Here is an 18,434-nt window from a genome sequence, read left to right on the forward strand (position 1 = left end):
TGTTCCTTAGGCCTTCTTGACTGCTGCCACGACCTTCTGGGCCGCTTCCGCCATGGTGTCGGCGCTGATGATCGGCAGGCCCGAATCGGCCAGCAGCTTCTTGCCTTCGACTTCGTTGGTGCCCTTCATGCGCACGACCAGCGGCACTTGCAGGTTCACGGCCTTGCAGGCTGCGATCACGCCGGTGGCGATGGTGTCGCACTTCATGATGCCGCCGAAGATGTTCACGAGGATGGCTTCCACGTTCTTGTTCTTCAGCATGATCTTGAAGGCTTCGGTGACCTTCTCGGGGGTGGCGCCGCCGCCCACGTCCAGGAAGTTGGCCGGCTCGCCGCCGAACAGCTTGATGGTGTCCATGGTGGCCATGGCCAGGCCCGCACCGTTCACCAGGCAGCCGATGTTGCCGTCCAGCGAGATGTAGGCGAGGTCGAACTTGGAGGCTTCCACTTCGGCCGCGTCTTCTTCGTCGAGGTCGCGCAAGGCCACGATTTCGGGGTGGCGGAACAGCGCGTTGCTGTCGAAGTTGAACTTGGCGTCCAGCGCCATGACGTTACCCTTGCTGTCACGGTTGAGCGGATTGATCTCGACCAGCGAGGCGTCCGTCTCCATGTAGCAGGTGTAGAGCTTCTTGAGGATGTCGACCGTTTGCGCGGTCGAGTCGGCCGGCATGCCGATGCCGTCGGCGATCTGCTTGGCCTGTTCGTCGGTCAGGCCCTTTTCGGGGTCTGCGAACACGGTGATGATCTTCTCGGGCGAGGAGTGGGCCACTTCCTCGATGTCCATGCCGCCTTCGCTCGAAGCGATGAACGCGACCTTCTGGGTCGCGCGGTCGGTCACGGCCGAAACGTAGTATTCCTTGTTGATGTCGGCGCCATCTTCGATGTAGAGGCGGCGCACCTTCTGGCCTTCGGGGCCCGTCTGGTGGGTCTTGAGCTGCATGCCGAGGATTTCGCCGGCCAGCTTCTTGACATCTTCGATCGACTTGGCGACCTTGACGCCACCACCCTTGCCGCGGCCACCCGCGTGAATCTGGGCCTTGACGACCCAGACCGGGCCTCCAAGCTTCTGGGCGGCTTCGACAGCCTCCTGAACCGTATAGGCCGGAATGCCGCGCGGCACCGGCACGCCGAACTTGGCAAGGATTTCCTTGCCTTGGTACTCGTGAATCTTCATGAGGGATGTCTCTCGGAAGGAGGAGGTTGAGAACGGGAGATCTGGGGTCTGAGGCTTGGATGGACTCTGTTGCTCGCGGGCGACGGCAGCCTGACGGCTGGGGGCGGCGAACAACCGCGGACTGTATCATGGTGCGCCGCACCAATACTCGACGTGCGGTTGCGGTCAATACGTACTTTCTTCTAGCCCCTCTACGCACACTCCGATATGGCCAAGGTTTTCATCGACGGCGAAGCCGGCACCACCGGCCTTCAGATTCGCGAGCGGCTGCAGACGATGCCGCAAATCGAGCTCGTGAGCATCGCGCCCGAGCTGCGCAAAGACGTGAACGCCAAGCGCGAGCTCATGGCCGGCGTCGACCTCGTGGTGCTGTGCCTGCACGACGACGCGGCCCGCGAATCGGTCGCGCTGATCGACCAGTTGCCCGGCAAGAAACCCAAGATCATCGACGCCTCCACCGCGCACCGCGTGGCACCCGGCTGGGTGTTCGGCTTCCCCGAACTGGTCGAAGGCCACTGGCAAGCCGTGGCAAAGGCCGACCGCGTCGGCAACCCCGGCTGCTACGCGACCGGTGCCATCGCGATGGTGCGTCCGCTGGTCGATGCGGGGATCCTGCCGGTCGACTTCCCGGTGTCGCTGCCCTCGGTGAGCGGCTATTCGGGCGGCGGCCGGGCGATGATCGAGGAGTACGAGGGCGGCAAGGCGCCGCTGTTCGAGATCTACGCACTCGGCCTGAAGCACAAGCACATTCCAGAAATCATGGCCTACACCGGCCTCACCCGCCGGCCGGTCTTCATTCCCTCGGTGGGCAATTTCAAGCAGGGCATGCTGGTTCAGCTGCCGCTGCATCTCGACCTGCTGCCCGGCAAGCCGAAGTCCGGCGACCTGCAGGACGCGCTGGCCGCGCACTACGCCCGCAGCAACACGCCCGAGCAGTTCGTGAAGGTGCTGCCGCCCACCGAGAGCGGCAAGCTCGACGCACTGGCGCTCAACGACACCAACCAGCTCGAGATCCGCGTGTTCCCGAACGAAGACCACCGCCATGCCGTGGTGATCGCGCGCCTGGACAACCTCGGCAAGGGCGCCAGCGGCGCCGCGGTGCAGAACCTCAAGCTGATGCTGGCGCTCTGAGCGCCAGGCACTTTCTTTCTCTCTCTTCTTACTTGACGAGCCAGAGGCCCACGCCCAGCAGGACGGCGTGCGCGCCCAGCGCGATATAGAGCGGCGTGCGCGAAGGCGTCGACATCTCCTGCAGCGTCTCGTTGATGCGGCGCGTGAGCAGCGCGCGCAGCGCCGGATCCTGCGGCGCGCCCTCCCCCGCCACCGGCTCGCCCTGCGCGGCGCGGCCTTGCTGCCACTCGGCCAGCATGTCGCTCAATGGCAGGCGATTCAGCACGAAGGCCACCACCGACCGCACCGCCTTGCCCTCGCCCAGCACCGGCGCGAGTTGCTTGGTCAAGGCATCGACCGACAGCCAGTCGGCCGTGCGCTGCAGCGCGCCGTGCGTGCGCGGCATCGCCTCGATGCGGCCCGCGACCGCACCCGCCAACCGCTGCGACACCGCCTCGCCGCGCGCCGCGACCAGGTGCTGCATCGCCTTGGCGCGCCCCTGGTGTACGCCCAGCATCGTGTAGACAACCACGAAAAAGAGCAGCAGCACCGCGATCAGCACCGCAGGCGAAGTGATGAGCGCCACCATGGCCCCGGCACCGCCGGCCCGCGCCGCTGTGTTGCCCGGCCCGTTCAGCTGGCTCAGGTAGAAGAAGAAGACACCACCACCGAGCACCACGCCGAGCAATCCGCCCTTGATGACCGAGCCGGCGAAGGAGAGTCCGGCCTTGGCGCCGGTGCGGACAAGAGATGGTTGACTGACAGGTTCAGACGGCATGAAGACTCCTCCAGTTTGTTCTTGAAAGCCGGCGCGTTCGGGGCCGGCTGCGGGGATCATGCCATCGCCCCGTGCCACCGCCGGCTCAACCCGCCTCGAGCAGCCGCTTGAGCGACTGCAGGTCGCGCGCGATCCACGCGGCATCGCGCTCGAACGCCGCATCGTCCATGTGCGGCTGGCGCAGCAGCGTGAACTGCAACTCGCAGGCATCCGGCGCCACACCGATCACGCGGAACGGCAGGTAGACCTCGGGCACGCCTTCGGGCGCGACCCAGTGGTCGAGCACGCCGAAGTCGTTGGCCGGCGCGAAGCGCATGCGTGCATCGCCGCTTTCGGGCGTGCGCACGATCCAGTGATCGCCCTGCGGCAGCAGCGCGCTCTTGGCGAGACCGCTGGCCCAGTCGGACAACCGCATCGGATCGGCGGCGACCCGGTAGGCGCGGCGCCATTCGCAAGCCACGCGCTGCACGATGACGCGCGACTGAACATCGTGCGCTTCATTCGTCTGCTGCTGATTCATCGAAATCGCTCCTGAGCACCTTGGACACGACGGCGCCCGAGAAACCGCGCGCCATCAGGAATCGCATCTGCTTCGCCCGCTCCTTCGCGTCGGCCGGCGGCGCGTCGAAGCGGCGGCGCCACAGGGCCGTGGCGCGTTCGACCTCGGTGTCCTGCAAGCCAGCCACCGCCTCGGCGATGGCCTCGGGCGCGATGCCCTTGGCCTGCAGTTCCTGCTTCACCCGCAGCGCGCCCGACCGGGCCGCGCGCTGGTTCAGCACCGAGGCCACCACGCGCGGCTCGCTGATGAAATCCTTGGCCGCCAGTTCGTCGAGCGCCTTCGCCAGCGTGCCGGGTTCTTCCTCGTGCCTGGCCAGCTTGCGCTCCAGCTCCGCGCGCGAATGTTCGCGCTGGCTCAGGAGCCGCAGGGCACGGCCTTTGAGGGACGGGGCACCGAAAGCCATTCGAAGAGAGTCGCTGGCGCGGCCCCGTGAAGGGCCGCTCTGTCCAATTTACTCAGCCGCCTTGTCGGCCTTGGGCGCCTTGGCGGGCTTCTCGGCCTTCTCGGGCTCCGATCCGGCATCGGCGGCCAGCAGCGGAATACCCAGCGACTCGCGCACCTTGTTCTCGATCTCGCGCGACAGCTCGGGGTTCTCGCGCAGGAACTCGCGGGCGTTGTCGCGGCCCTGGCCGATTTTTTCGCCGTTGTAGGCGTACCAGGCGCCCGACTTGTCGACGATCTTGGCCGTGACGCCCATGTCGATGATCTCGCCTTCGCGGCTGATGCCTTCGCCGAACAGGATGTCGAACTCCGCCGTCTTGAACGGAGGCGAGACCTTGTTCTTCACCACCTTCACCTTGGTTTCGTTGCCGATGGCCTCGTCGCCCTTCTTGATGGTGCCGATGCGGCGGATGTCCAGGCGCACCGAGGCGTAGAACTTGAGCGCATTGCCGCCGGTGGTGGTTTCGGGCGAACCGAACATCACGCCGATCTTCATGCGGATCTGGTTGATGAAGATGACCATGCAGTTGGTCTTCTTGATCGTGGCGGTGAGCTTGCGCAGCGCCTGGCTCATCAGGCGAGCCTGGAGACCCGGCAGCGAGTCACCCATTTCGCCTTCGATTTCGGCCTTGGGCGTGAGCGCGGCGACCGAGTCGATGACGATCAGGTCGACGGCGCCCGAGCGCACCAGCGAATCGACGATTTCGAGCGCCTGCTCGCCGGTGTCGGGCTGGCTGATCAGCAGGTCCGACAGGTTCACGCCGAGCTTCTGGGCGTACTGCACGTCGAGCGCATGTTCGGCGTCGACGAAGGCGCAGGTGCCGGCCTGCTTCTGCATGGCGGCGATGACCTGCAGCGTGAGCGTGGTCTTGCCCGAGGATTCCGGGCCGTAGATCTCGATCACCCGGCCGCGCGGCAGGCCGCCGACGCCCAGGGCGATGTCCAGGCCGAGCGAACCGGTGGAGACCACCTGGATGTCTTCCAGCGCCTCGCCTTCGCCCAGCCGCATGATCGTGCCCTTGCCGAACTGCTTTTCGATCTGGGCCAGCGCGGCTTGAAGCGCCTTGGCCTTTTCACTGTTGGCGACCGAGATGCTTGCGCCCTTGACGACTGCGTCCATGTGGAAATCTCCTTGAAAATCAACGGTTTGTGTCTGGTTTCAATCCATCTGCTTTTAACCACAGGCTGGATGCTTGAACAGTAGTGTAGGGGCTCATGGGTTTCCGTAAACCCATTTTTTGGTCAGTTTGCTTTACCATCTGACGCCATGGCCGAAGCCGCTTTTCCGACCGATCCCGACGCCTGGCGGCAAACCCACCTGGGTCGCCTGCTGGGCCATGCGATGCGCCGCTTCGACGAGCGCGTGCTGGAGCTGATGGCGCACGACGTCGATGTGCCGCTCGCCCTCTCGAACCTCGCCGCGCGCGCCCAGGTGAGCGCGGCGCACATCCACATCACCCGGCATCTGGCGCGCGAGGGCTCGCGCCTCACCGAGCTGGCCGAGCGCGCCGGCATGACCAAGCAGGCGATGGGTGCGCTGGTGGACCAGTGCGAGGCCTGGGGGCTGGTCACGCGCGGGCCCGATCCGCTCGACGCACGGGCGCGGCGCGTGCTCTTCACGGCCGACGGCCTCGCCTGGCTCGACGCCTTCCGCAGCGCGGTGACCGAGGCCGAGCGGGAGTTCCGCAGCAGCGTCGGCGACGAGATCGCCACCGTGGTAACCATCGGTCTCGAAGCCTATACGGCGGGCTAGACTCGGCCCGAGAGACAAAGTGAATGGCGCCGGCATGGCGCCCGAACCGGCCGGAGGTGGCTCATGCGAATACTGATTGCCGAAGACGACCAGGTGCTCGCCGATGCCCTGCTGCGCAGCCTGCGCACCTCGGGCGCGGCGGTCGACCACGTGGCCAACGGCTCGCAGGCCGACACCGCGCTCATGACCCACAGCGAGTTCGACCTGCTGATCCTCGACCTGGGCCTGCCCAGCCTGCACGGCATCGAGATCTTGAAGCGGCTGCGCGCCCGCGGTTCGCAGTTGCCCGTGCTGGTGCTCACCGCAGCCGACAGCGTGGAAGAACGCGTCAAGGGCCTGGACCACGGCGCCGACGACTACATGGCCAAGCCCTTCAGCCTGCAGGAGCTCGAAGCGCGCGTGCGCGCCCTCACCCGCCGCGGCATGGGCGCCACCAGCAACGCGATCCGCCACGGCCCGCTGGTCTACGACCAGGCCGGCCGCGTGGCGACCATCGACGGCAAGATGATCGAACTCTCGGCGCGCGAACTCGGCCTGCTCGAGGTGCTGCTGCAGCGCGCCGGGCGGCTGGTGAGCAAGGACCAGCTGGTCGACCGTTTGTGCGAATGGGGCGAAGAGGTGAGCCTCAATGCGATCGAGGTCTACATCCACCGCCTGCGCAAGAAGATCGAGAAGGGCCCGGTGCGCATCGCGACGGTTCGCGGACTGGGCTATTGCCTCGAAAAGATCCAGTGACGACGGCGCAGCCGCCCCGCGCGTGCGGCGTGCCGGAGGGTTCGGCCCAATGAAGCTTTTTCAACGCGCGCAGCGCTCCCTGTTCGGCGAAATCCTCGACTGGATGCTCACGCCGCTCCTGCTGCTGGTGCCGGTGAGCATCGGCGTCACCTGGCTGGTGGCACAGGGCATCGCCAACGCGCCCTTCGACCGCGCGCTCGAGCACAACGTGAAGGCCCTGGCCGAACTGGTGACGGTGAAGCAAGGGCACACGGAGTTCGTGCTGTCCCAATCGGCACGCGAGATCCTGCGGGCCGACGACACCGGCCACGTGTACTACCAGCTGCTCGACGGCCACGACACGCTGCTCGGCGGCGAGCGCGACCTCCCGATGCCGGGCCTCGACGAGCCGCTGCCGCCCGGCCAGGTCTTCCTGCACAACAGCGCCCTGCACGGCAATGAGGTGCGCGTGGCCTCGCTGTGGATTCCCAGCGGCGTCGACGACGTGCCGCCCACGCTGCTGCAGCTGGCCGAGACGCGCGAGAAGCAGTCGGTGCTCGCCATCGAGATCATCAAGGGCGTGCTGCTGCCGCAGTTCGCGATCCTGCCGCTCGCGGTGCTCTTGATCTGGCTCGCGCTGGTGCGCGGGATCAAGCCGCTCTCGGTGGTGGAGGCGCGCATCCGCGAGCGGCGGCCCGGCGACCTGAGCCCGCTCGACGAATCGTCGGTGCCGCTCGAAGTCGTGCCATTGGTGTCGTCGGTCAACGAACTCCTGAACAAGCTCAACGACTCCATCGACACGCAAAAGCGCTTTCTCGCCGACGCGGCACACCAGCTCAAGACGCCGCTCGCGGGACTGCGCATGCAGGCCGACCTCGCGCAGCGCGAAGGCGCCAACGCCGATGAACTGAAGCAGTCGCTCAAGCAGATCGGCCGCGCCAGCGTGCGCGCCACGCACACGGTGAACCAGCTGCTGTCGCTCGCACGCGCCGAGGGCAACAGCGCCAACTCGCACCGCCAGCCGTGCGACCTCGCGCGGCTCACGATCGAGGTGGTGCGCGAAGCCGTGCCGCGCGCGATCGAAAAGCGCATCGACCTCGGCTATGACGGCCTGCAAGCCGGCGCGCCCGGCGTGATGTTCGACGGCAACCCGACGCTGCTGAAGGAGCTGGTGCGCAACCTGGTCGACAACGCGATCAACTACACGCCCTCCACGCCCGAGCGCCCCGGTGTGATCACCGCGCGCGTGCTGGCCGACCCCTTCGGCCATGTGCTGCTGCTGCAGGTGGAGGACAACGGCCCCGGCATCGCCGAGTCCGACCGCGAGCTGGTGTTCGAGCCCTTCTACCGCGTGCTCGGCAACGAGGCCGACGGCTCGGGGCTGGGCCTGCCGATCGTGCGGGAGATCGCGAACCAGCACCACGCGCAGGTGAAGCTGGAGGATGCGCATCCCGGCAAGCATCCGCCGGGGGCGCGCTTCACGGTGCGCTTCGAGGGAGAGCAGCCGGCATGAGCACGCCGGCCAAGGAAAGCAAAGCCATCGAGGCGCTGCGTCGCCGCTTCAAGACGATCCGCATCGACACCGACGTGTCGGACATGTTCGACTTCGGCGCCGACCTGCTCGAGCTTCCATCGGCCGAGGCGCTGGCCTTCCACTACGCATTGCTGCGCGACACCGGCATGGACGGCGAGCTGTACGACTGGCTTTGCCGCAAGTTCAGCGAACGCGGCGACGAAGCCGAGGACCATCTGCTCGCGTGTTTCGAGCAGGAGCACGACCCGGCGATGCAGGCGACGGTGCTGCAGATGCTCGGCACCTTCAAATACCGCAAGGGCCGGCGGCTGAAAGAAACGGCGGCACTGGCGCGCGCCGCACTCGCATCGCCGCACGAAGACCTGCGCTGCAAGGGCCTGTGGGTGATCGGCTGGCTCGGTGGCACGGCCGACATCGCGAAGGTGGCGCCTCTGCTCGCCAGCGACCCCGCCGTTGCGAACCGCCAATGGGCCGCCAGCGCGCTGATGCAGATCGTGCTCAACCGCCGCAGCGCGGCGCCCAGGGCGCTCGAATGCCTGCGCACCGCCCTCGAGGCCGAGACCGATCCGGTGGCGCTTCGCGGCATCCTGGTCGCGGTGCAGGAGATTGCGGGCAAGAAGTTCGGCCTGAGTTCAAGCGCGCACGAGCCCCCATCCGAAGAAAAGCTGCAGGCCGCGCTGGCCAAGGCGCGCCGCATGTTCGCGCGCGCCGCCTGATCCCCGGTCAGGGCGCGGGCGCGCCCGCCTTCGTGTCCTTGCGCACCTGCACCCACTCGGGCTTGATCTGCCGCGCCACGCGCTGCGGCTCGCGCTCGTTGAGGCTCGCCGGCGCGAGGCCGAAGCCCACCAGGTCGCCGCGTGCCCACAGGAAGTAGCCGGCATTGGCCAGCAGCAGGACGATCAATGCCAGACGCAGTTTCATGGTGATGATTTTCAGAACGCCATGCCTCGAGGGCGCACGCTCACTTCGTCGCTCGTGATGGCCTGCAGGCCCGCGGCCGTGCGCACCTGCAGCTCGCCGCTCCAGGCCACACCTTCGCAGACGCCTTCGGTGCCGTCGCTCAGCACCACCTCGCGGCCGCGCAGCACATCGCGCGCGGCAAAGCGTTCGGCGAACTGCGCGAAGCCTTGCGCCTCGAAGGCGAGCACGTCGCGCACCAGCGGCTCGGCCAGTTCGCGCAGCACCTCGGGCGCAGTGGCGTCGGGGCGCCATTGGTGCAGCCATGCGGGCGGCGTGCGCATGCCGTCGGCTTCGCGCGCGCCGATGTTGATGCCGATGCCAATCACCACGTAGCGCTGCGCGCCGGGTCCGGCGGCGTGCGGCAATGCGGTTTCGATGAGGATGCCGACCAGCTTGCAGTCGTTCACCCAGATGTCGTTGGGCCACTTGAGGCCGACTTTGTGTGCGCCCGTCGGATCGAGGCTTTCGGCCACGCTGACGCCGACGGCCAGCGACAGGCCCGACCAGTCGGCCGGCGCAAGCGGCAGGCCCAGCGAGAACAGGAGCGATGTCTGCTCCTGGCTCTGCGGCGCGCTCTGCCACGCGCGGCCGAGGCGACCACGACCGGCGGTCTGGCGCTCGGCCACCAGCAGCACGGGCTCGGTGCGCCCGGCGCGCGCGCGGCGCATCAGCTCGGTATTGGTGGAATCGATCTCGGCCACGGCCTCGACCGCGAATCCGGGCAGCAGCGTCGCCACCGACGCGGCGATCCGGTCTTCCTGCCAGGCGACCGTGGTGCTGCTGCTCATGTTCAGTCCTTCTTGGACTTCTTCTTGTCGGCTTTCTTTTCGGCCTTCCTGGCTTCTTTTTTCTTCTCTTCTTTTTTCTCGGCCTTTTTCTTTTCAGCCTTCTTCTTGGCTTTCTTCTTCTTTTTCTTTTCTTCGTCCTCATCCTTGGGTGTCAGCAGCGTGCCGCGGCACTGCTCGGAGCCGCACCAGCAAGGAAATTCGGACAAGAGCTTCGGCGTGTACGGCTCGTCGATGATCAGGCCGTAGTCGTAGTTGAGCTCTTCTCCTGCAGCGATGTTGCGCAGCGCCTTGATATAAACGCGCCCATCGACTTCGTCGGCCTCGCAGTTCGGCTCGCACGAGTGGTTGATCCAGCGGGCGTCGTTGCCCTTGACGTTGCCGTCGATCACGCGACCGTCGTCGATGTGGAAGTAGAAGGTGTGGTTCGGCTGGGCCGGGTCGTGCGGATGGCGGCGCAGCGCCTCTTTCCAGCTGATGAGCTCGCCCTTGTATTCGATCAGCGTCTCGCCTTCGGCCAGGTCGTCGACGGCGAACACGCCGTTGCCGTGGACATCCGAGCGCCGCATCTGGATGCGGCGGCCGGCGAGTTGTGGGGATTTGGAAGGCATCGCCGAAGTCTGTTAGTTTGAATATGCACACATGCGCGTGTGCGCGTGCGCACACGCGGGAAGCCGCAGAGTATAGAGAGCCCTTAGATGACAAAGACGTTGGTAATCGCAGAAAAGCCGTCGGTGGCCCAGGACATCGTCCGCGCCCTCACGCCGGTGGCCGGCAAATTCGACAAACATGACGAGCATTTCGAGAACGACAGCTATGTCGTGACCAGCGCTGTCGGTCACCTGGTCGAAATCCAGGCGCCCGAGGAGTTCGACGTCAAGCGGGGCAAGTGGAGCTTTGCCAACCTCCCCGTGATTCCGCCGCACTTCGACCTGAAGCCGGTCGACAAGACCAAGACGCGCCTGAACGCGGTGGTCAAGCAGGCCAAGCGCAAGGACGTGACGCAGCTCATCAACGCCTGCGACGCGGGCCGCGAGGGCGAACTGATCTTCCGCCTGATCGAGCAGTACGCCGGCGGCAAGAGCCCGTTGGGCAAGCCGGTCAAGCGCCTCTGGCTGCAGTCGATGACGCCGCAGGCGATCCGCGACGGCTTCGATGCGCTGCGCACCGAAAAGCAGATGCAGGGCCTGGCCGACGCCGCGCGCTCGCGCTCGGAGGCCGACTGGCTGGTGGGCATCAACGGCACGCGCGCCATGACGGCATTCAATTCCCGCGACGGCGGCTTCTTCTTGACGACCGTGGGCCGCGTGCAGACGCCGACGCTCTCCGTCGTCGTGGAGCGCGAGGAGCAGATCCGCAAGTTCGTCTCGCGCGACTACTGGGAAATCCACGGCAGCTTCGCGGCCGAGGCCGGCCAGTACCCGGGCAAGTGGTTCAACCCCGACTGGAAGAAAGCGAATGCGCCGCTTCTGGCCAACGGCGAACCCGATGCCGAGCAGCGTGCCGACCGCGTGTGGTCCGAGCAGGAAGCCCGCGCCATCGCCGACGCCTCGCGCGGCAAGCCCGCCACCGTCACCGAAGAGAGCAAGCCCACCACGCAGGCCTCGCCCGCGCTGTTCGACCTGACCTCGCTGCAACGCGAGGCCAACGGCCGTTTCGGCTTCAGCGCCAAGACCACGCTGGCGCTGGCCCAGAGCCTGTACGAACGCCACAAGGCGCTGACCTACCCGCGTACCGATTCGCGCGCGCTGCCGGAAGACTATCTGCCGGTGGTCAAGCAGACCATGGAGATGCTCGCCAACAGCGGCATGAAGCACCTGGCGCCGTTCGCCCAGCAGGCGGTCGATGGCAACTACGTCAAGCCCAACAAGCGCATCTTCGACAACGCCAAGGTGTCGGATCACTTCGCCATCATCCCGACGCTGCAGGCCCCGAGCGGCCTGAGCGAGGCCGAGCAGAAGCTGTATGACTTCGTGGTGCGGCGCTTCCTGTCGGTGTTCTTCCCGAGCGCCGAGCACCAGGTGACCACGCGCATCAGCACGGTGGAGCAGGGCGGCAAGAAGTATCCGTTCCGCACCGACGGCAAGGTGCTGGTCAAGCCGGGCTGGCTCGCCATCTACGGCAAGGAAGCCCAGGACGACGAGAAGGAAGACGACAAGGACGGCAAGCGCCTCGTGCCGGTGAAGCCGGGCGAGATCGTGCAGAACGAGTCGGCCGACCTCAAGGGCCTGAAGACGCGCCCGCCCGCACGCTATTCGGAAGCCACGCTGCTGGGCGCCATGGAAGGCGCCGGCAAGACCATCGACGACGACGAGCTGCGCGAGGCCATGCAGGAGAAGGGCCTGGGCACGCCAGCCACGCGCGCGGCCACCATCGAAGGGCTGATCGCCGAGAAGTACATGCTGCGCGAAGGCCGCGAGCTCATTCCGACCGCCAAGGCCTTCCAGCTCATGACGCTCCTGCGCGGCCTGGGCGTGGAAGAACTCTCCAAGGCCGAACTCACCGGCGAATGGGAATACAAGCTCGCGCAGATGGAGAAGGGCGCCCTGAGCCGCGACGCCTTCATGCGCGAGATTGCCCAGATGACGGAGCACATCGTCAAGAAGGCCAAGGAATACGACCGCGACACCGTGCCGGGCGACTACGCCACGCTCGCGACGCCATGCCCCAACTGCGGCGGCATCGTGCGCGAGAACTACCGCCGCTACGGCTGCGTGGGCAAGAGCGGCACGGGCGAGGACGCCTGCGGCTTCTCGTTCGGCAAGTCGCCGGCCGGGCGCACCTTCGAGGTGGCCGAGGCCGAGGCGCTCCTGCGCGACAAGCACATCGGTCCGCTGGAAGGCTTCCGCTCCAAGGCGGGCTGGCCCTTCACCTCGGAGATCGTGCTCAAGTACGACGACGAGGCCAAGAACTGGAAGCTGGAGTTCGACTTCGGCGACGACAAGAACGGCGACACCGGCGAGATCGTCGATTTCAGCGAGCAGGACACCGTGGGCCCATGCCCGGTGTGCGGCGCGCCGGTGTTCGAGCATGGCAGCAACTATGTCTGCGAGAAGTCGGTGCCGACCAACGCGCAGCCGACGCCCAGCTGCACCTTCAAGACCGGCAAGATCATCCTGCAGCAGCCGGTGGAGCGCGCGCAGATGGAAAAGCTGCTCGCCACCGGCAAGACCGACCTGCTCGACAAGTTCGTGAGCATGCGCACGCGCCGCGCCTTCAAGGCCTTCCTCACCTGGAACGCCGAAGAGGGCAAGGTGACCTTCGAGTTCGCGCCGCGCGAAGGCGGCAGCAAATTCCCGCCGCGCAAGACCTTCGGCAAGCCGGCCGCCAAGACCGCGGCCGCGAAGAAGGTCGCGGCGAAAAAGACGCCGGCCGCCAAGAAGGCGCCGGCCGCGAAGAAGGCCGCCGCGCCGCGCAAGCCCGGCGCGGGCTTGAAGCCCAGCGACTCGCTGGCCGCGGTGATCGGCGCCGAGCCGGTGGCGCGCACCGAGGTCATCAAGAAGCTGTGGGACTACATCAAGGCCAACGGCCTGCAGGACGCGACCAACAAGCGCGCGATCAATGCCGATGCGAAGTTGAAGCCCGTGTTCGGCAAGGACCAGGTGACGATGTTCGAACTCGCGGGCATCGTGGGCAAGCACCTCTCGGCGCCCGACGCGGCCTGACGCGGCATGCAGCGCCGACACCTCGCCGCCGCGCTGGCCACGACAGCGATGCTGCTGGGCGGCGCGGGCCTCGCCCAGGCGGCCGCTGCGTGGCCTGAAAAGCCCGTCAAGCTGGTCGTGCCTTTCCCGCCGGGACAGGCCACCGACATCTTCGCCCGCGCGCTCGCCGAACAGCTCGGCAAGCGGCTGGGCCAGCCGGTGATCGTCGACAACAAGGCCGGCGCGGGCAGCAACATCGGTACCGAGTTCGTGGTGCGCGCGCCGCCCGATGGCTACACGCTGGTGGTGGCCGGCAGCGCGATGGCGGTGAACCAGACGCTCTATGCCAAGCCGGGGTTCGATCCGCGCCGCGACCTGGTCGGCATCTCGCTCGTCGCGAAAGTGCCGCTGGTGTTCCTGGCCACGCCCGAGAGCGGCATCCGCACGCTGGCCGACCTCACGGCGCGCGCGAAGGCCGAGCCCGGAAAGCTCAGCTACGCGAGCGCCGGCATCGGCGGCACGCAGCACCTGTCGGGCGAGATGTACAAGTCGGCGGCGCGTGTGTTCATCACGCACATCCCGTACCGCGGCAGCGGGCCGGCGCAATCGGACTTCCTGGGCAACCAGGTGCCGTTGATGATCGATTCGGTGACGGCCGCGCTGCCGCACATCAAGGCGGGCAAGGCCGTGGCGCTGGCAGTGACTTCCGCCACGCGCTCGTCGCAATTGCCCGAGGTGCCGACCGTGCGCGAGAGCGGCGTGGCGGGCACGAAGAATTTCGAGGCCGTGGGCTGGCTGGGCCTCATGGCGCCGCGCGGCACGCCGCCCGAGATCGTGGCGCGGCTCAACCACGAAGTGACCGACATCCTGAAGACGGAGCAGATGGCGCGCTTCATCCGCGAGCGCGGCTCCGAGCCCGCGCCCACGAGCGGACCCGAGTTCGACCGCTTCGTGGCGAGCGAAATCGGGGTCTGGGGCGCGGCCGTCAAGGCATCGGGCGCCAAGCCCGAATAACGGGGCGGACAAGCGCCCCGGCGGCGGGTGGGTTGTTACAAGGCAGGTCGGGGCGCGCGCCTATAGTGGTCCGCAGTCCCACCCATTCCTGGAGTTTTCCGTGAAGTCATTCATTGCAGCTGTGTTCGCTCTCGCGATGGGCGCCCTCGTGGCGGGTTGCGCCGGCACCGGCTCGGCGGGCCCGGCCAGCGGCACCTCCGGCACCTCGTCCAGCAGCGGCGTCACGGTGTTCGGCACCATCGACGCCAGCGTGAGCGGCAGCACGAACCGCTCGGACCGCCGCTAGGCAGCCCGCGCGCTTCAGCGCCGCAGCAACGCCTGGCGCAGCACCCGCGCCGCGCGGTCGCGGATCTTGCCGGAGCCCGAGCGCGGCGGCGTCTTCGGCGCGACCTTGGCGGTCGCGCAGGCCCACAGGAAGTCATGCAGGATCGGCGTGTCGTCGACCGTCTCGGTGCTGCCGTATTTATGAAATTCGGGGTGCCACTGGGTTGCGGCGATGTAGCTGCGGCCCTTTTCCGGCCGTCGGCGGATGGCCTCGGGCACCCGGTCGGGCAGGCTCCAGGCCTCGATCTCGAACCCCGGGGCGAGCCCCTTGATGCCCTGGTGGTGGATGCTGTTGACGCGCGCCGTGTCCACCTGCGGATAGAGCTTGGACAGGCGCGTGCCCTGCACGATCTCGATCTGGTGGAAGTTCTGGTCGTAGGTCACCGGGTCGCGGTGGCGCAGGCCCCCTTCGTGCTGCGCCTCGATGTCCTGGTAGAGCGTGCCGCCGAAGGCCACGTTGATGAGCTGCAGCCCGCGGCACACGCCGAAGATGGGCTTGCCGGCCTGCTCGAAGGCTTCGACCAATGCCAGGTCGTAGAGGTCGCGGATCTGGTCGCCGATCCACGCGTCCTTCAGCGGCACCTCGCCGTAGCTGCCGGGCCAGACGTCGGCGCCGCCGTGCATCACCACGCCGTCGAGCCATTCCGCATAGTGCGAGAGCTTGGTGTCGCCGCGCGCGGTTTCGCCGGTGGGGCAGGGCACCATCACGACCATCGCGCCGGCCGACATGAGCCAGTGCGCGATCGACTGCTCGACGTACTGCAGCGTCTTGTTGGTGAAGAGCGAGCGGGCCGGGTCGGCGTGCGAGAAGCAGGCCGACAGGCCGATCTTGAGCCGGGCGGAAACAGGTTGCGTCATCGCGGGACTGTCAGCGCGAACTGATCGGGAGGTGCGGAAAGGAAAGTCCATTGTGGCTCGTTGGCCTCTCGCGCGGGGTCGGACGACACGCCAAAGTATGCTCAAGCAAATGTGGCTTCGCCACTTTGCTTGATCCCCCTTGGGGGGCGGGCTGGGCATAGCCCAGCCCTGGGGGTTATTCAACGCCGCCACGACGCATAAGGAAGACAAGCCATGAAAACGATCAAGGGCCCCGCCATATTCCTGGCCCAGTTCGCGGGAGACTCCGCCCCCTTCAACACGCTCGACGGCATCGCCGGATGGGCCGCGGGCCTGGGCTACAAGGGTGTGCAGATCCCGAGCTGGGATGCGCGCCTGTTCGATCTGAAAAAAGCCGCCGAGAGCAAGACCTACTGCGAGGAAGTGAAGGGCACGCTCGCGAAACACGGGCTGGAGATCACCGAGCTCTCGACCCACCTGCAAGGCCAGCTCGTCGCAGTGCACCCAGCCTACGACGCGGGCTTCGACGGCTTCGCCGCGCCCGAGGTGCGCGGCGACCCGGTGCGGCGCCAGCAGTGGGCGGTGGAGCAGTTGCACTTTGCGGCGAAGGCCTCGGCCAACCTCGGGCTCACGGCGCATGCCACCTTCTCGGGCGCGCTGGCATGGCCGTATCTCTACTCGTGGCCGCCGCGCCCGCCGGGACTCATCGAGGAAGCCTTCGACGAACTCGCGCGCCGCTGGCGTCCGATCCTCGATGCCTTCGACGCCGCGGGCGTGGACGTGGGCTACGAGATCCACCCCGGCGAAGACCTGCACGACGGCGTGAGCTACGAGATGTTCCTCGAACGCGTGGGCAACCACCCGCGCGCCTGCCTGCTGTACGACCCGAGCCACTTCATGCTGCAGCAGCTCGACTACCTCGCGTACATCGACCACTACCACGAGCGCATCAAGATCTTTCACGTGAAGGACGCCGAGTTCAACCCGACCGGCAAGCAAGGCGTGTACGGCGGCTTCCAGAGCTGGATCAACCGGGCAGGGCGCTTCCGGTCGCTGGGCGACGGCCAGGTGGACTTCAAGGCGATCTTCTCGAAGATGGCGCAGTACGACTTCCCGGGCTGGGCGGTGCTCGAATGGGAGTGCTGCATCAAGCATCCGGAAGACGGCGCGCGCGAAGGCGCCAAATTCATCGCCGACCACATCATCCGCGTGGCCGACCGGGCCTTCGACGACTTCGCGGCGGGCGGTGTGGACGTGGCGTCGAACCGGAAGATGCTCGGCCTCGGCTGAATCCCGGTCAGCGATGCAGCGGACATCCGTTGCGTGCGCGAAGGGCGGCGCTCAGAGCAGCGTGACGAGGCGGCGGATCGCGCCGTCGATTTGCGATTCGTCGATCAGGCCGTAGCCGAAGGCGAGGCCGTTGGACACGCCGGGTGCCTGCGGATCGAGCGCGAAGCGCGAGAGCGGCGGCAGCGTGATGCCCGCCGCGGCGGCGCGTTCGACCACGGCGTGGTCGCGCGCATCGGTCCGCAGCCAGACCGACAGGTGAAGGCCCGCGTCGGAAGGAATCACCTCGAGCCGGCCCGCGCCGTGCTTTGCCAACGCCTCGAGCAGTGCGGTGCGCCGCGCGCCGTAGACCTTGCGCATCTTGCGGATGTGGCGCGCGAGATGCCCTTCGGCGATGAAGGCGGCGAGCGCCTCCTGTCCGAGCACCGGCCCGTGCCAGTCGGCCAGCTCGCGCGCCCGCACCAGCGCCGCGCGCGCCCACGGCGGCGCTACCACGAAGCCGAGGCGCAGCGCGGGGAACAGGCTCTTCGAAAAGGTACCGACGTAGCAGACCGACTCGGCGCGGTCGAGCGTCTGCAGCGCATCGAGCGGACGGCCGGCGAAGCGGAATTCGCTGTCGTAGTCGTCCTCGATGACGACCGCGTTGCGCGCCCGCGCGAAGGCCAGCAGCGCCGCGCGGCGCTGCGGCGACATCGCGACGCCGGTCGGGAACTGGTGCGAAGGCGTCACGCAGATCACCCGCGCCTCGGGCGGCAGGCAGTCGACGCACAGGCCTTCGACATCGGTCGGCACGGCGACCACTTTCGCGCCCGCTGCGGTCATGGCCTCGCGCAGCGAGGGATAGAAAAGCTGCTCCACCGCGACCACGGTGCGCCCCGGCACGACGAGGATGCGCGCGAGCAATCCGAACGCCTGCTGCGCGCCGGCGGTGACGACGATGTCGTCGGCGGTGCAGCCGACCGCGCGGGTGAACGACACATGCTTTGCGATCGCTTCGCGCAGCGCAGCCTGGCCCTGCGGCTCGGCGTAGTCGGCGGGCTCGCGCGCGATGCGGCGCAGCGCGCGGTCGGAGAGGCGGCGCCAGATGTCGAAGGGGAAGGCGCCGGTGTCGGGCAGGCCGACGCGGAAATCGTCGCGCGCGCGCTGCGGCTGCAGCGTGGGCGCGAGGTCGGCTCCCGGCACGTTCAGCGGCACCAGCCGCGGATCGCGTCGCACGGATGCGTTCTTGGAAATGCGACCGCGGCGCGACTGCGGCAGCGTGTCGGCCACATAGGTGCCGGCGCCGGGACGCGCGAGCAGGTAGCCCTCGCTCAGCAGCAGGTCGTAGGCCGCGAGCATGGTGTTGCGCGACACGCCCAACCGCCCGGCAAGCGCGCGCGTGGCAGGCAGGCGCGCACCGGGCTGCAGCCGGCCGTCGAGGATGGCATCGCGCAGTTGCCGGTGCACCTCGCGCAGCAGGTCGCGCGAGCCGGTGCCCGGCAGGCGGATGGCGAGTTCGAAAAGTGGCTCCATGAAGTTCGT

19 protein-coding genes are annotated in these 18,434 nt (G+C 67.5%); 9 read left to right on the forward strand and 10 right to left on the reverse strand.

Features of this window, described 5'->3' with window-relative positions; all coding sequences use genetic code 11:
* Positions 1–6: 6 nt before the first annotated feature.
* On the reverse strand, positions 7–1,173 hold the full coding sequence (sucC, locus tag J2W23_RS17315) for an ADP-forming succinate--CoA ligase subunit beta (RefSeq protein ID WP_042577345.1): 1,167 nt from the start codon (positions 1,171–1,173) through the stop codon (positions 7–9).
* 207 nt (positions 1,174–1,380) lie between these two features.
* Between sucC and argC the strand changes: the two genes are divergently transcribed.
* A complete protein-coding gene (gene argC, locus J2W23_RS17320) occupies positions 1,381–2,304 on the forward strand; it encodes an N-acetyl-gamma-glutamyl-phosphate reductase (protein WP_307649596.1) in 924 nt (307 codons plus the stop codon).
* A gap of 28 nt (positions 2,305–2,332) precedes the next feature.
* Here argC and J2W23_RS17325 read toward each other — a convergent pair whose 3' ends face one another.
* From J2W23_RS17325 to recA, 4 genes are all read right to left on the reverse strand, one after another.
* Positions 2,333–3,061: a hypothetical protein gene (locus tag J2W23_RS17325; RefSeq protein ID WP_307649597.1), complete on the reverse strand. Its 729-nt coding sequence runs from the start codon at positions 3,059–3,061 to the stop codon at positions 2,333–2,335.
* 85 nt (positions 3,062–3,146) lie between these two features.
* Complete coding sequence (locus J2W23_RS17330; RefSeq protein WP_176661223.1) at positions 3,147–3,581, reverse strand: SRPBCC family protein; 435 nt, start codon at positions 3,579–3,581, stop codon at positions 3,147–3,149.
* Positions 3,559–4,023 carry a recombination regulator RecX gene (gene recX, locus J2W23_RS17335; protein WP_176661222.1) on the reverse strand — a complete coding sequence of 155 codons (465 nt, stop codon included), beginning with the start codon at positions 4,021–4,023 and terminating at the stop codon, positions 3,559–3,561. The genes J2W23_RS17330 and recX overlap by 23 nt, the downstream gene beginning before the upstream one ends.
* Positions 4,024–4,071: 48 nt before the next feature.
* Entirely contained in the window at positions 4,072–5,181 is a 1,110-nt protein-coding gene (gene recA / locus J2W23_RS17340; protein WP_176661221.1) for a recombinase RecA, read from the reverse strand.
* Positions 5,182–5,328: 147 nt separating this feature from the next.
* On the opposite strand from recA, the gene J2W23_RS17345 reads away from it, so the two are divergent.
* The 4 genes from J2W23_RS17345 (at position 5,329) to J2W23_RS17360 (ending at position 8,778) form a co-directional block, all read left to right on the forward strand.
* Entirely contained in the window at positions 5,329–5,814 is a 486-nt protein-coding gene (locus J2W23_RS17345; protein WP_176661220.1) for a MarR family winged helix-turn-helix transcriptional regulator, read from the forward strand.
* Positions 5,815–5,877: 63 nt separating this feature from the next.
* The gene (locus J2W23_RS17350; RefSeq protein WP_176661219.1) at positions 5,878–6,549 is read left to right on the forward strand and encodes a response regulator transcription factor; all 672 of its coding nucleotides are present in this window, start codon (positions 5,878–5,880) and stop codon (positions 6,547–6,549) included.
* Positions 6,550–6,598: 49 nt separating this feature from the next.
* Entirely contained in the window at positions 6,599–8,041 is a 1,443-nt protein-coding gene (locus tag J2W23_RS17355) for a sensor histidine kinase (protein WP_307649598.1), read from the forward strand.
* Positions 8,038–8,778, forward strand: a complete 741-nt coding sequence (locus J2W23_RS17360) for a HEAT repeat domain-containing protein (protein WP_307649599.1) — start codon at positions 8,038–8,040, stop codon at positions 8,776–8,778. Before J2W23_RS17355 ends, J2W23_RS17360 begins: the two co-directional genes overlap by 4 nt.
* A gap of 7 nt (positions 8,779–8,785) precedes the next feature.
* On the opposite strand, the gene J2W23_RS17365 is transcribed toward J2W23_RS17360, so the two are convergent.
* Genes J2W23_RS17365 through J2W23_RS17375 form a run of 3 tightly spaced genes read right to left on the reverse strand, consistent with a single transcriptional unit; the run spans position 8,786 to position 10,418 of the window.
* Complete coding sequence (locus J2W23_RS17365) at positions 8,786–8,983, reverse strand: sporulation protein (RefSeq protein WP_176661216.1); 198 nt, start codon at positions 8,981–8,983, stop codon at positions 8,786–8,788.
* An 11-nt stretch (positions 8,984–8,994) separates the two neighbouring features.
* Positions 8,995–9,810, reverse strand: coding sequence for a biotin--[acetyl-CoA-carboxylase] ligase (locus tag J2W23_RS17370; protein WP_307649600.1), 816 nt, complete (start codon positions 9,808–9,810; stop codon positions 8,995–8,997).
* 2 nt (positions 9,811–9,812) lie between these two features.
* The gene (locus tag J2W23_RS17375; protein ID WP_307649601.1) at positions 9,813–10,418 is read right to left on the reverse strand and encodes an SET domain-containing protein; all 606 of its coding nucleotides are present in this window, start codon (positions 10,416–10,418) and stop codon (positions 9,813–9,815) included.
* 87 nt (positions 10,419–10,505) lie between these two features.
* On the opposite strand from J2W23_RS17375, the gene J2W23_RS17380 reads away from it, so the two are divergent.
* The 3 genes from J2W23_RS17380 (at position 10,506) to J2W23_RS17390 (ending at position 14,751) form a co-directional block, all read left to right on the forward strand.
* Entirely contained in the window at positions 10,506–13,472 is a 2,967-nt protein-coding gene (locus J2W23_RS17380; RefSeq protein WP_307649602.1) for a DNA topoisomerase III, read from the forward strand.
* A 6-nt stretch (positions 13,473–13,478) separates the two neighbouring features.
* Positions 13,479–14,465, forward strand: coding sequence for a tripartite tricarboxylate transporter substrate binding protein (locus tag J2W23_RS17385; RefSeq protein ID WP_373423949.1), 987 nt, complete (start codon positions 13,479–13,481; stop codon positions 14,463–14,465).
* Between the two features lie 100 nt (positions 14,466–14,565).
* Positions 14,566–14,751: a hypothetical protein gene (locus J2W23_RS17390; RefSeq protein ID WP_307649603.1), complete on the forward strand. Its 186-nt coding sequence runs from the start codon at positions 14,566–14,568 to the stop codon at positions 14,749–14,751.
* 14 nt (positions 14,752–14,765) lie between these two features.
* On the opposite strand, the gene J2W23_RS17395 is transcribed toward J2W23_RS17390, so the two are convergent.
* Entirely contained in the window at positions 14,766–15,647 is an 882-nt protein-coding gene (locus J2W23_RS17395; RefSeq protein WP_176661211.1) for a gamma-glutamyl-gamma-aminobutyrate hydrolase family protein, read from the reverse strand.
* A 213-nt stretch (positions 15,648–15,860) separates the two neighbouring features.
* On the opposite strand from J2W23_RS17395, the gene J2W23_RS17400 reads away from it, so the two are divergent.
* A complete protein-coding gene (locus J2W23_RS17400; RefSeq protein WP_307649604.1) occupies positions 15,861–16,916 on the forward strand; it encodes a sugar phosphate isomerase/epimerase family protein in 1,056 nt (351 codons plus the stop codon).
* Positions 16,917–16,967: 51 nt separating this feature from the next.
* Here J2W23_RS17400 and pdxR read toward each other — a convergent pair whose 3' ends face one another.
* The gene (gene pdxR / locus J2W23_RS17405; protein WP_307649605.1) at positions 16,968–18,425 is read right to left on the reverse strand and encodes a MocR-like pyridoxine biosynthesis transcription factor PdxR; all 1,458 of its coding nucleotides are present in this window, start codon (positions 18,423–18,425) and stop codon (positions 16,968–16,970) included.
* Between the last annotated feature and the right edge of the window lie 9 nt (positions 18,426–18,434).

Origin of the sequence: Variovorax boronicumulans (genome assembly GCF_030812215.1) — a bacterium.
GTDB classification, from domain to species: Bacteria; Pseudomonadota; Gammaproteobacteria; order Burkholderiales; family Burkholderiaceae_C; genus Variovorax; species Variovorax boronicumulans_C.